This window comes from Streptomyces sp. NPDC036764, assembly GCF_055609385.1.
Genome location: NZ_JBVJPT010000001.1, coordinates 1767262 through 1778760, shown reverse-complemented (window position 1 = coordinate 1778760; position 11499 = coordinate 1767262). Strand labels below are relative to the sequence as shown.

General features: G+C 72.4%; 10 protein-coding genes. 5 read left to right on the top strand and 5 right to left on the bottom strand.

What is annotated here, in order from left to right; all coding sequences use genetic code 11:
• Positions 1-437: 437 nt before the first annotated feature.
• Positions 438-902 carry a pyridoxamine 5'-phosphate oxidase family protein gene (locus ACZ69Q_RS07030; protein ID WP_471037582.1) on the top strand — a complete coding sequence of 155 codons (465 nt, stop codon included), beginning with the start codon at positions 438-440 and terminating at the stop codon, positions 900-902.
• A gap of 84 nt (positions 903-986) precedes the next feature.
• Here ACZ69Q_RS07030 and ACZ69Q_RS07025 read toward each other — a convergent pair whose 3' ends face one another.
• From ACZ69Q_RS07025 to ACZ69Q_RS07005, 5 genes are all read right to left on the bottom strand, one after another.
• On the bottom strand, positions 987-2060 hold the full coding sequence (locus ACZ69Q_RS07025) for a zinc-dependent alcohol dehydrogenase family protein (protein ID WP_471037580.1): 1074 nt from the start codon (positions 2058-2060) through the stop codon (positions 987-989).
• A gap of 192 nt (positions 2061-2252) precedes the next feature.
• Positions 2253-2753, bottom strand: coding sequence for a flavodoxin domain-containing protein (locus ACZ69Q_RS07020; RefSeq protein WP_471037577.1), 501 nt, complete (start codon positions 2751-2753; stop codon positions 2253-2255).
• 163 nt (positions 2754-2916) lie between these two features.
• On the bottom strand, positions 2917-5298 hold the full coding sequence (locus tag ACZ69Q_RS07015; RefSeq protein ID WP_471037574.1) for a phosphoketolase family protein: 2382 nt from the start codon (positions 5296-5298) through the stop codon (positions 2917-2919).
• A 134-nt stretch (positions 5299-5432) separates the two neighbouring features.
• Entirely contained in the window at positions 5433-6290 is an 858-nt protein-coding gene (locus ACZ69Q_RS07010; RefSeq protein WP_471037571.1) for a universal stress protein, read from the bottom strand.
• 103 nt (positions 6291-6393) lie between these two features.
• Positions 6394-7311 (bottom strand): universal stress protein, encoded by a 918-nt coding sequence (locus ACZ69Q_RS07005; protein WP_471037568.1) that lies wholly within the window; start codon positions 7309-7311, stop codon positions 6394-6396.
• Between the two features lie 286 nt (positions 7312-7597).
• Here ACZ69Q_RS07005 and ACZ69Q_RS07000 point away from each other — a divergent pair, with 286 nt between their 5' ends.
• The 4 genes from ACZ69Q_RS07000 (at position 7598) to ACZ69Q_RS06985 (ending at position 11492) form a co-directional block, all read left to right on the top strand.
• Entirely contained in the window at positions 7598-9319 is a 1722-nt protein-coding gene (locus ACZ69Q_RS07000; protein WP_471037565.1) for a SulP family inorganic anion transporter, read from the top strand.
• A gap of 112 nt (positions 9320-9431) precedes the next feature.
• A complete protein-coding gene (locus ACZ69Q_RS06995) occupies positions 9432-9896 on the top strand; it encodes a cyclic nucleotide-binding domain-containing protein (RefSeq protein WP_471037563.1) in 465 nt (154 codons plus the stop codon).
• Positions 9897-9929: 33 nt separating this feature from the next.
• Positions 9930-10607 carry a CBS domain-containing protein gene (locus ACZ69Q_RS06990; RefSeq protein ID WP_471037561.1) on the top strand — a complete coding sequence of 226 codons (678 nt, stop codon included), beginning with the start codon at positions 9930-9932 and terminating at the stop codon, positions 10605-10607.
• Positions 10608-10790: 183 nt separating this feature from the next.
• Entirely contained in the window at positions 10791-11492 is a 702-nt protein-coding gene (locus tag ACZ69Q_RS06985; protein ID WP_471037559.1) for a response regulator, read from the top strand.
• The last annotated feature ends 7 nt before the right edge of the window (positions 11493-11499 follow it).

Sequence of the window (11499 nt, the reverse complement as noted above, 5' to 3'; positions counted from 1 at the left end):
GGAATCGGACCCGTTGGAGCCATGGTCCGGCGCCCGCGGCAGCGCCGACGACGAGGTGTCGTGGGCCGTTCGGCTCTACCGCGGGGACGGACAGCACCTGTCGGCCCGACCCGCCTGCGTTCGAGGCTGGATCCGCGACGCGGCCACAGTGCCGGGCGGGACCGGCCGGATCCGAGGAGCGCAGCGCCATGGTCCGATACGCGCACGATCTCCGCCGGTCGCGCCGGGACCCGGCGGAACCGCCGGGCGGCGTGGACACGAACCTGGCCGATATCACGCGGCTGGGCCGTCCGGCCCCTGATCGAGACCCTTCGGCCCTGGCACCCGGCGGTGACCCGAGAGATGGTGGAGGCAGGAGCGGCACCGATCCCCCGCGGTGTCGCTCCGCGCCTGTGCAGACCGAATCCATGGGCAACGCACCCCAACGGAAGCCCGTCATGGTCCACGACGACAGCCGGCCGGCCCCTTCAGGACCGCGCCACCGCATCGAGCTCGACGGCGCCGAGGCGCTGCGGCTGCTGGGCAGCGTGTCCCTCGGCAGGATCGTCTTCACCCGGCACGCGCTGCCGACCGTCCGCCCCGTCAACCATGCCCTGGACCGCGGGGACATCGTCATCCGCACCCACGAGGGCGCCGCCCTGACCTCGCACGCCCGGCGGGCCGACGACCCGGGGGTCGTCGTCGCCTACGAAGCGGACGCCATCGACCCGCGGACGCATCTCGGCTGGAGCGTGGTGGTGACCGGGTACGCCCGGCTGGTGACCGACCCCGACGATCTCGCCCGCTGCCGGACGCTGGTGCGGCCGTGGGTGGACCAGGCGATGGACCAGGCGGTCCGTATCCGGCCGGACCTGGTCACGGGCATCCTGCTCACCGCGGGCGACCGCTCGGGCGCCGCCTGACCCCGCCGGAGACGGCGATCCCCCGCAGACCGGCCACTCCGACGGCCACCGGTGGCAGAGTCTGTCCGCAGCTCGTGTCCTCGCTCAGGCCCCGCTCACAGGGAGGACCTCCTGGTGCCGCTCCTCGCCCAGCACGACCTTGAGGGCGCCGGTGTCGGTGGCGCGGCCGAAGACGTCGTACGCCTCCTCCATCAGGTCCAGCGGGAAGGTGTGCGTGACGAGCTGCGAGGTGGGCAGCCGGCCGGCGGCCGTCATCCGCAGCAGGGTCGGGGTGGAGTAGGTGTCGACCAGGCCGGTCGTGATGGTGATGTTCTTGATCCACAGGTCTTCGAGGTGCAGGGTCGCGGGAGCGCCGTGCACGCCGACGTTGGCGACGTGTCCGCCGGGCCGGACCATGCGGGTGCACAGCTCGAACGTCTCGGGCACGCCGACCGCCTCGATGACGACGTCCGCGCCGAGCCCGTCGGTCAGGTCGGTGACTAGCTGTTCCGGGGCCTCCCGGGCGTCGGCCACCGCGTCGGCACCGAGCTGCCGGGCGGCCTCCAGGCGGGCGGGGGCCAGGTCGACGGCGACGATCCGTTCCGGCGAGAACAGCCCGGCGGTGGCGATGGCCGCCAGTCCGATGGGGCCCGCGCCGACCACGACTACGGTGTCGCCCGGCCGGACGTGGCCGTTGAGCACGCCCACCTCGTAGGAGGTCGGGAAAATGTCGGCCAGCAGGACGGCGTCCTTGCTGTCCATGGCGCCGGGCAGCGGGTGCACGGACAGGTCGGCGTACGGCACCCGGACGTACTCGGCCTGTGTACCGTCGATCAGATGGCCGAGGATCCAGCCGCCACCGCCCCGGCACTGGCCGTACGCCCCCTGACGGCAGTAGGAGCAGCGCCCGCACGAGGTGATGCAGGAGACCAGGACCCGGTCCCCCGGCCGCACGGTCCGTACGTCGCTGCCGACCTCGACGATCTCGCCGACGGCCTCGTGGCCGAGGACGGTGCCGGGCTGCACCTCGGGCACGTCGCCCTTGAGGATGTGCAGGTCCGTGCCGCAGATGGTGACGGCCCCGACGCGCACGATCGCGTCGGTGGGCTCCTTGATGGCCGGGTCCGGGACCTCTTCCCAGGCGGACTGTCCGGCGCCGTGGAACACGTAGCCTCTCATGACGCTCCTCACCCCACTCGACGTGTCGCGGAGCCCGGACCCGACGATGAGGTCTCGCGGGCGGCACGCGCCCGCCGGCACCCCGATGCCGGATTTGCCCCGCAAGTCCAGCTTGACGCGGATGCGCGGGCACCGCTTGGGCCGGACGGGACCCTCACGGAGTCGCAGGGCCGCCGCGGCACGCTTGCTCCGCTACGCCCCGTTCCGCAGCTCGGCGGCCACCCGCCCCGCCCACGCCTCGATCGCGGTGAAGTCCCGGAAGTCCCCGCCCTTGCCGGAGCGCAGGATCATCCCGGCGACCCAGCCCTTGGCGCCTTCCTCCAGGCAGCCGCCGAAGGTGACGTGGTCCCTGGCGTCCAGCCGCGTCATGGCCTTCTTCACGCCGGGCACGGGCGGGATGTTCCGCTCGGAGGCCGTGGCGTCGAGCGGGCCGCTGCTGAAGAGCCAGAGCGGGCGTCCGGTCAGGGCCCGGCCGTGTCGCCGGACGAAGCGGCGGGCGTCCTTGTGCCAGCGTCCGGCGTACAGCCCGCCGCCGACCACGACGGCGTCGTACGGGGACACGCTCGGCACGGACCGGGCGGGCAGCGCGTCCACCGTCAGCCCGTCCTTGCGCAGGACGTCGGCGATGGCTTCGGCGATCCGCGCGGTCGATCCATTGGTCGTTCCGTAGGCCACCAGCACCTTGTCTGTCATGGCGGTTCGCCTCCTTCGCTGCCATCATGCAGCCGATGACCGGCCGATCCCATGGGCCGCCCGGGGCCGACCCGGGGTCCGTTCGGCCCCTAAAAGCCACGAGGTGGGCCGGGCCTGGGCGGAGGGGACCGGCGATCGGCGGCGCCGGTCCCCTCCGGGTCTGTCAGGTGCTCCAGGTCCAGTCGGCGATCTCCGGCAGGTCGGTGCCGTGCTCGCGGATCCAGTTGTGGTGGCGGGTGCGGGCGTCGGCCATCTGCTGGCGTAGGGCGGCGGCGCGCACGGCCAGTCCGGGGACGCGGTCGATGACGTCCATGACCAGGCGGAAACGGTCGAGGTCGTTGCGGACGACCATGTCGAAGGGTGTGGTCGTCGTGCCGGACTCCTTGTAGCCGCGTACATGCAGGTTCTTGTGGCCGGTGCGGCGGTAGGCGAGGCGGTGGATGAGCCACGGGTAGCCGTGGTAGGCGAAGATCACCGGCTTGTCGGCGGTGAACAGGCCGTCGTACTCGTAGCCGGTCATGCCGTGCGGGTGTTCCTCGCGCGGCATGAGCCGGGTCATGTCGACGACGTTGACCACGCGCACCACGACCGCGGGCAGATGCCGGCGCAGCAGTTGCGCGGCGGCCAGCACCTCCTGTGTGGGCACGTCGCCGGCGCAGGCGAGCACCACGTCAGGTTCGCCGCCGTTCTCCGTGCCGGCCCAGTCCCAGATGCCGGCTCCGCGCGCGCAGTGGACGCGGGCCTCGTCCATGGACAGCCAGTCGAAGCAGGGCTGTTTGCCGGCGACGATCACGTTGACGTAGTCGCGGCTGCGCAGCGCGTGGTCGGCGACGGACAGCAGGGTGTTGGCGTCCGGCGGGAGATAGACCCGTACGACTTCGGGGCTCTTGTTGAGGACGTGGTCGACGAAGCCGGGGTCCTGGTGGGAGAAGCCGTTGTGGTCCTGCCGCCAGACGTGCGAGGTGAGCAGGTAGTTGAGGGAGGCGATGGGGGCGCGCCAGGGCAGCCGCCGGGCCGTCCTGAGCCACTTGATGTGCTGGTTGACCATGGAGTCGACGATGTGGACGAAGGCCTCGTAGCAGGAGAACAGCCCGTGCCGCCCGGTGAGGAGATAGCCCTCCAGCCAGCCCTGGCAGGTGTGTTCGGAGAGGATCTCCAGCACGCGCCCGTGCCGGTCGAGGTGCTCGTCGACCGGCAGGGTCTGCGCCTGCCATGCCTTGCCGCTGGCGTCGTAGAGCGCCTCCAGCCGGTTGGACGCGGTCTCGTCCGGGCCGACGACCCGGAAGTCCCGGCGCGCGCGGGTGTCCCGCATGACCTGCCGCAGGAGGTTCCCGAGGACCCGCGTCGGTTCGTGCAGAGTCGTTCCGGGCTTGTCGACCGGTACGGCGAAGGAGTCCAGGGACCCGATGGGCAGGTCCCGCACCAGGAGGCCGCCGTTGGCGTACGCGGTGGCGCCCAGGCGGCGGGAGCCGTCGGGGACACAGGCGAGGACGTCGGCGACGGGCCGGCCGTCCGGGTGGAAGAGTTCCTCGGGCCGGTAGGAGCGCAGCCATGCCTCCAACTGCCGCAGGTGCTCCGGGTTCTCGCGTACGCCGGCGAGCGGGACCTGATGGGCGCGCCAGGTTCCCTCCACCGGCAGGCCGTCGACCTCGGCGGGGCCGGTCCAGCCCTTGGGTGTGCGCAGCACGATCATCGGCCAGTGCACGCGCTCGGTGACGCCGCCCTCGCGGGCCGACCGCTGCATCAGGGCGATGCGGTCCAACGCCTCGTCGAGGGCGCCGGCCATCGCGCGGTGGACGGCGGCGGGGTCGTCACCGGTGACGTGGAGCGGGTCGTGGCCGTAGCCGCGCAGCAGTTGGTCCAGTTCGGCGGCGGGCAGGCGGGACAGCACGGTCGGATTGGCGATCTTGTATCCGTTGAGGTGCAGGATCGGCAGGACGGCGCCGTCGTGCACCGGGTCGAGGAACTTGTTGGAGTGCCAGGAGGCGGCCAGCGGCCCGGTCTCCGCCTCGCCGTCGCCGATCACACAGGCGACGAGCAGGTCCGGGTTGTCGAAGGCGGCGCCGTAGGCGTGGGCGAGCGAGTAACCGAGCTCGCCGCCCTCATGGATGGATCCCGGGACCTCGGGGGCCACATGACTCGGGACGCCGCCGGGGAAGGAGAACTGACGGAACAGCCGCTCCATCCCCTCACCGTCGCGCGGCACGTCCGGGTAGATCTCGCTGTAGCTGCCGTCCAGCCAGGACCCGGCGAGCACGGACGGCCCCCCGTGCCCCGGCCCCCACACGCCCAGCGTGTCGAGCCCGCGCGCCCCGATCACCCGGTTGAGGTGGGTGTACACGAGGTTCAGGCCCGGTGAGGTGCCCCAGTGGCCCAGCAGCCGCGGCTTGATGTGCTCCGGCGTCAGCGGCTCGGTCAGCAGGGGGTTGGACAGCAGATAGATCTGGCCCGCGGCCAGATAGTTGGCGGCCCGCCAGTGGGCGTCCAGCCTGTGCAGCTCGTCGGCGGAGAGTTCGGTGGTGTCCTGGTGCTCGGCCTTGGACATGGAGGCGACTCCGGAAGTCGTCGGTAATTCGAACTGCCCTGATTTCAGGATCGGTTGGCCATCGAAGAAGGGACGGCCGGTCATCGACGGGGTAGCCGGTCAGTGCGGTCGGCGGGCGGGTACCCGATGGGCCTTCATCCGTCGTGCTCGGGCACGACGGCGACCGCGCAGACGGCGTGATGCAGCACCCCGTGGGCCACCCGGCCCAGTTGGAGCCCGAAGTGCCGCGGACGGCGCCGGGCCCCGACTATGAGCAGGTCCGCGTCGCGGGAGGCGTCCGCCAGCACGGTCCGGGCATGGCCCTCCACGACCCGCCGGTGCACCTCGACATCGGCGGGCATCCCCCGCAGGGCCTCTTCCAGGGCCTGTGCCGCCTGCTGCTCGTGCAGTCTGGCGGGCGCTCCGGCCGGCAGCGGATGATCGGTGGTCTCACGCGCGGGGAACCGCCACGCCCGTACGGCCTCCACCGACGCTCCGCGCAGCCGCGCCTCCTCGAAGGCGAACCGGACCGGCGCCCCCTCACCGACCCCCACGACGATACGGCCGCCCGGCCGGACCGCGTTGCCGTGGCCGCCCCGCACGACGACCATCGGGCAGTGCGCGTGCCCGGCGACGGTCAGGCTCACTGAGCCCAGCAGCGCCTCGGCCATGCCGGTGCGGCCACGGGTGCCCGTCACCAGCAGGGCGGCGCTGCGGCTCTCCCGCACCAGCGCGTACTCGGGTTCCTCGGGCAGCACGTCGGTGGTGACCTTCACGTCGGCCTGGCGGCGGTGGGCACGCCGGGCCGCGGCCGTCACGATGTCCTGGTCCCGCACCTGTTCGGCCGACTTGGCCAGGTCGTGGGCGAGGGCGGCACCCTCGTACCGCTCCCACAGCGAGGCGTACACCAGGCGTAGCGGCAGGCCGCGCAGTGCGGCCTCGTCGGCCGCCCAGTCGACGGCCCGCAGGCCGGGCTCGGAGCCGTCGACTCCGACGACGATCGGCAGGTCCACGCCCCTCACCGTCCCGCGCCGGAGCGGCGAACGCTCCACGCCCGGAACCGGGAGAGGACTCGTACGATCACTGCCTTCATGGTTCAACTCCTCCGGATTTCCGTCAGTTGTGCGGGACGACGGCGACGGGGGCCATGGCGTGATGGAGCACGGCGTGCGTGACGGGACCGATGTGGGCGCCGAACGGGCTGCGGCGGATCCGGCGGCCGACGACGACCAGGGAGGCTTCGCGGGAGGCGTCGACGAGATGGCTGCCGGGGGTGCCGTAGCGGAATTCCTCGGTGACCTCGACCTCCGGGAACTTCTTCCGCCACGGGCGCATGACCTCGGTCAGGACCGTGGTCTCGCGCTGTGCGAGGGAGGCATGGAGTTCGAGGTCCGCGGACAGGCCGTAAGCGTAGTACGGGGGCGGGTTCCAGCCGTGTACGACCCGCAGGGAGGTACCCCGGCGGGCAGCGGCGGCGAACGCGAACTCGATCAGCTCCCGATCGGGGCTGTCGATGTCGAGGCCGAGGACGACGGGCCGGAACGCGGTCGCGGCGGACGGTATGCCGACGGGGTCGCTCTCGTGCTCGTCGGCGGCCTGTTCGTCGGCGCGGACCAGTACGACCGGCCGGTCGGTGTGTGCCACGACCGAGAGGCCGACCGAGCCGACGAGGAAGCCGCCGATGCCGCTCAGCCCGCGGGAGCCGAGGACGACGAGCTCGGCGTCCTTCGCCTCGTCGGCCAGCACCTCGGCGGGTCGCCCGGACAGCGCCTCGATGGTCACGTCGAGGCCGGGGTGCCGCGCTCGGATTCCTTCGGCCGCGTCCCGCGGAATGCGCTCGGTCCAGTGCTGCTGCGTCTCCGCGCCGAGGAGCGGCGCCTGCGCCATGGGCTCGGGTACGGGCTCCCGCACATGGACCAGCCTGAGCGGCAGACCGAGCAACTGTGCCTCGCGTGCCGCCCACTCGGCCGCCGCGCGGCTCTCACGCGAGCCGTCGAGACCGGCGGTCACGCTGAGAGTGACGGTGCGGGTCATGGTTCCACCTCCTGGATCCGGGGTCCCGGGTCGGGGTCCCGATCCGAGCCTCGCCCTCGGATGCCCCTCCCGGCAGGGGCCGCAAGTCCCTGCAAGGGGCCGACCGGCCCTGGCCGTTCCCCCGCGGTGCGGCGTTCGGGCGCGGACCGGGCGGACATCGCGGACGGTGGGCTGAACGGACCTGCGCGAAGGGCCCGTTGGGGTGCATGATCGGCCGGAGTCGATTCGCCTCTCGCGGCCGTGGGCACGCCGGTGGATCCTGAGGCCCGACGGAGAAGGGTGGCCGATGGAGCAGGGCAAGAGCGATCAGGTGTCGCAGTGGCGGCGCCTGGTGCCGGGAGTCGTCACCCTCCTCGGTTACCGGCGCTCCTGGCTGCGGGGCGACATCCTGGCCGGCGTCACCGTGGCGGCGTATCTCGTGCCCCAGGTCATGGCGTACGCGGGCGTGGCCGGGTTGCCGCCGGTCGCCGGACTGTGGGCGATCCTGCCCGCCCTCGCCCTGTACACGCTGTTCGGATCCTCGCGCCTGCTGTCGGTCGGCCCGGAGTCCACGACCGCGCTGATGACGGCCACCGTGGTCGCCCCGCTCGCCGCCGGCGACCCGGACCGGTACGCCACTCTGGCCCTCACCCTCGCGGTCACGGTCGGCCTGCTGTGCCTGGTCGCGCGGGCGGTGCGGCTCGGCTTCCTCGCGGATCTGCTCTCCCGCCCGGTACTGATCGGCTACATGGCGGGCGTGGCTCTGATCATGATGTCGGACCAGCTAACCAAGCTGACCGGAGTCGAGACGACGGGATCCAAGTTCTTCCCCCAGGTGTGGTCGTTCGCGGGCGATGTGACGCAGGCCCACGCGGCGACCGTCCTGCTCTCGGCCGCCGCCCTCGTCCTGCTCTTCCTCATGGCGAAGTACGTCCGTGCCGTGCCCGGTCCGCTGCTCGCCGTGGTCCTGGGCACGCTGGCCGTGGTGCTCTTCGACCTCGACGACCGGTACGGCGTCAAGGTGATCGGCGAGGTCCCCTCGGGCCTGCCCGGCCTCGCCGCGCCGGACTGGACCGAGGTGCCGGGTCTGGTGCTGCCCGCCCTGGGCGTACTCCTGGTCGGCTACACAGACTTCATCCTGACCGCGCGGGCGTTCTCCGGCCGGACGAACGACTCGGACGAAGGCCCCGGGCTCGACGCCGACCAGGAGTTCCTGGCGCTGGGCGCGGCCAACCTCGGCGCCGGCGCCCTGCACGGATTCCCCGTCAGCAGCAGCGCCAGCCGCACCGCGCTCGCCTCCTCTGCGGGCGCCCGCAGCCAGGGGTACTCGCTGGTCGCCGGGGCGGCGGTCCTCGCGGTCCTGCTCTTCCTGAGCCCCTTGCTCGCCCGCACCCCGTCCGCGGTGCTCGGCGCACTCGTCGTCTACGCCGCGGTCCGCATGATCGACCTCACGGGCTTCCGCCGTCTGGCGTCCTTTCGCCGCCGCGAACTCCTGCTCGCCCTCGGCTGCCTGGTCGGCGTGCTCGCCCTGGACATCCTGTACGGCGTCCTCGTCGCGGTCGGCCTGTCGGTGGCCGAGCTGCTGACCCGGGTCGCCCGTCCGCACGACGCGATCCAGGGCGTGGTGCCCGGGGTCGCCGGCATGCACGACGTCGACGACTACCCGTCCGCGCGCACCATCCCCGGCCTGCTGGTCTACCGCTACGACTCCCCGCTCTTCTTCGCCAACGCCGAGGACTTCCGCCGTCGCGCCCTGGCCGCCGTGGACGGGCAGACCGCCCGCGTCCGCTGGTTCGTCCTCAACACCGAGGCCAACGTGGAGGTCGACATCACCGCGCTGGACGCCGTCGACGAGCTGCGCCGCGAGCTCACCGACCGCGGCGTCGTGTTCGCCCTCGCCCGCGTCAAGCAGGACCTCCTGGACGACCTTCAGGCGTACGGCCTCGCGGACTCGGTGGGAGCGGACCGGATCTTTCCGACCCTGCCGACCGCGGTTGCCGCGTACCGGGAGTGGTCCGGCGACCTCTAGGCGGGGCAGGAGCCGGGTGGCCCGATGCGAGGGGCCGGGTGGCCCATGGCCGGCCGTGGCCGCCGGGCGGACGCTGGCAGTGGAAGTCCCTGCACCCGTCGGGAGGCACGCCATGATCACCACACCCACGCCCAGCATGCTGCGCGCATTGCCTGCCGAACAGCGGCAACGGCTCATGCACATGGCCCGCGAAGTGTCCTTCCCGGAAGGGGCGCGCCTGTTCGAGGAGGGCGGCAGGGCCGACCGGTTCTGGATCATTCGCACGGGCACCGTCGAACTCGACATGCGCGTACCGGGCCGCCGGGCGGCCGTCATCGAGAGCCTGCGGCACAACGAACTCGTCGGCTGGTCCTGGCTGTTCACCCCGCACGTCTGGCATCTGGGCGCCCAGGCGGCGACCCCCGTACGGGCCTACGAGTTCGACGCGACGAGCGTGCGCATGATGTGCCGGGAGGACCCGGCGCTGGGTCACCCGATCGCGCAGTGGGTCGGGGACGTGCTGGCCCACCGTCTGCGCTCGGCCCGGACCCGGCTGCTGGACCTCTACGCCCCGTACGGCGCCGGCAGCCCCGTCTGACCCGGCACGCGAGCCGAGCGAGGAGGAGCAGTCATGCACGGCAACCCGAACATCGTCAGCGACGTCATGACCCGCACGGTCGCCGCTGTCGGCCGCCGGGCCACCTTCGTGGAGATCGTGCGGCTGATGCAGGACCGGAAGGTCAGCGCCCTGCCCGTCCTGGCGGGCGAGGGCCGTGTCGTCGGTGTCGTCTCCGAGGCCGACCTGCTGCCCAAGGAGGAGTTCCGCGACAGCGACCCGGACCGGTACACCCAGCTACGCCGCCTGTCCGACCTGGCGAAGGCCGGCGCGGTCACCGCGGGGGAGCTGATGACGTCGCCGGCGCTGACCGTCCGCCCGGACGCGACTTTGGCCCAGGCCGCCCGGACCATGGCCCGCGCCAAGGTCAAGCGGCTGCCGGTGGTCGACGAGCTGGGCATGCTGGAGGGCATCGTCAGCCGGGCCGACCTGCTCAAGGTCTTCCTGCGCGGGGACGACGAGATCGCCGAGGAGGTGCGGCGGGAGATCGTCGCCCATCTCTTCCCCATGCCGGCCTCGGCGATCCGGGTCGAGGTGCAGGACGGCGTGGTGCACCTCGCCGGGCGCGTCCGGGACACGTCCCTGATCCCCGTCGCCGCCCGCCTGGTACGTGCCGTCGAAGGCGTGGTGGACGTGGACTTCGCCCTGGAAACCCCGATAAGGGCAGGTGGGGACCGCGCGATGGGCCGGTGAGTACGCCTCTCCGGGTCGCCGGGGGCGTTTCTCGTGGTCCGGTAGGGCCGGTCGGCCCTAGTGCCTGAGGTCCCGGCGAGCGATGATCGTCATCAGAAGCAGTCCGTGGTCTGCGCTCCGTCGTCCGCCGCCGGTGACCCTTCGGTCCGCAGACCGTGAGCCACCGGGGTACAAGGGGTCGTCATGACAGGGCCAGGCACCTTCACGGAGCAGAACCCGATCCGCGTGTTCCTGCTGGACGACCACGAGGTCGTACGCCGGGGCCTGACCGACCTGCTCGACGCCGAACCGGACATCTCGGTGGTCGGCGACGCGGACACCGTCGAGCACGCCCTGGTCCGCGGCCCGGCCCTGCGCCCGCACGTCGCCGTGCTCGACGTACGCCTCCCGGACGGCGACGGCATCACCGTCTGCCGTGAGCTGCGCAGCCAGATGCCGGAGCTGGCCTGTCTGATGCTGACGTCGTTCGACGACGAGGACGCCCTGCTCGACGCCATCATGGCCGGCGCCTCGGGCTATGTCCTCAAGCAGATCAGGGGCTCCGACCTGGTCTCGGCGGTCCGTACGGTCGCCTCGGGCCAGTCCATGCTGGACCCCGCGACGACGGCCCGTCTGATGCGCTCGCTGCGGGCAGACCCGGCCGAGACACCCGCCGTCCCGCCGGAGCTGGCGAGCCTGTCGCCCCGCGAACGGGACATTCTCGCCCTGATCGGCGACGGCCTGACCAACCGCGAGATCGGCAAGAAGCTCTACCTCTCGGAGAAGACCGTCAAGAACCACATCTCGCGGCTGCTGGCCAAGCTGGGCGTCCAGCGCCGCGTCCAGGCCGCCGTCCTCGCCTCGCACCTGGAGCAGCCGGACGCCGGGGACCGTCCCGCGCGGTGAGCGCGCC

Coding starts and splice junctions, on each gene's coding strand:
- ACZ69Q_RS07030 (WP_471037582.1), top strand. CDS start 438: ATGGTCCACGACGACAGCCGGCCGGCCCCTTCAGGACCGCGCCACCGC.
- ACZ69Q_RS07025 (WP_471037580.1), bottom strand. CDS start 2,060: ATGAGAGGCTACGTGTTCCACGGCGCCGGACAGTCCGCCTGGGAAGAG.
- ACZ69Q_RS07020 (WP_471037577.1), bottom strand. CDS start 2,753: ATGACAGACAAGGTGCTGGTGGCCTACGGAACGACCAATGGATCGACC.
- ACZ69Q_RS07015 (WP_471037574.1), bottom strand. CDS start 5,298: ATGTCCAAGGCCGAGCACCAGGACACCACCGAACTCTCCGCCGACGAG.
- ACZ69Q_RS07005 (WP_471037568.1), bottom strand. CDS start 7,311: ATGACCCGCACCGTCACTCTCAGCGTGACCGCCGGTCTCGACGGCTCG.
- ACZ69Q_RS07000 (WP_471037565.1), top strand. CDS start 7,598: ATGGAGCAGGGCAAGAGCGATCAGGTGTCGCAGTGGCGGCGCCTGGTG.
- ACZ69Q_RS06995 (WP_471037563.1), top strand. CDS start 9,432: ATGATCACCACACCCACGCCCAGCATGCTGCGCGCATTGCCTGCCGAA.
- ACZ69Q_RS06990 (WP_471037561.1), top strand. CDS start 9,930: ATGCACGGCAACCCGAACATCGTCAGCGACGTCATGACCCGCACGGTC.
- ACZ69Q_RS06985 (WP_471037559.1), top strand. CDS start 10,791: ATGACAGGGCCAGGCACCTTCACGGAGCAGAACCCGATCCGCGTGTTC.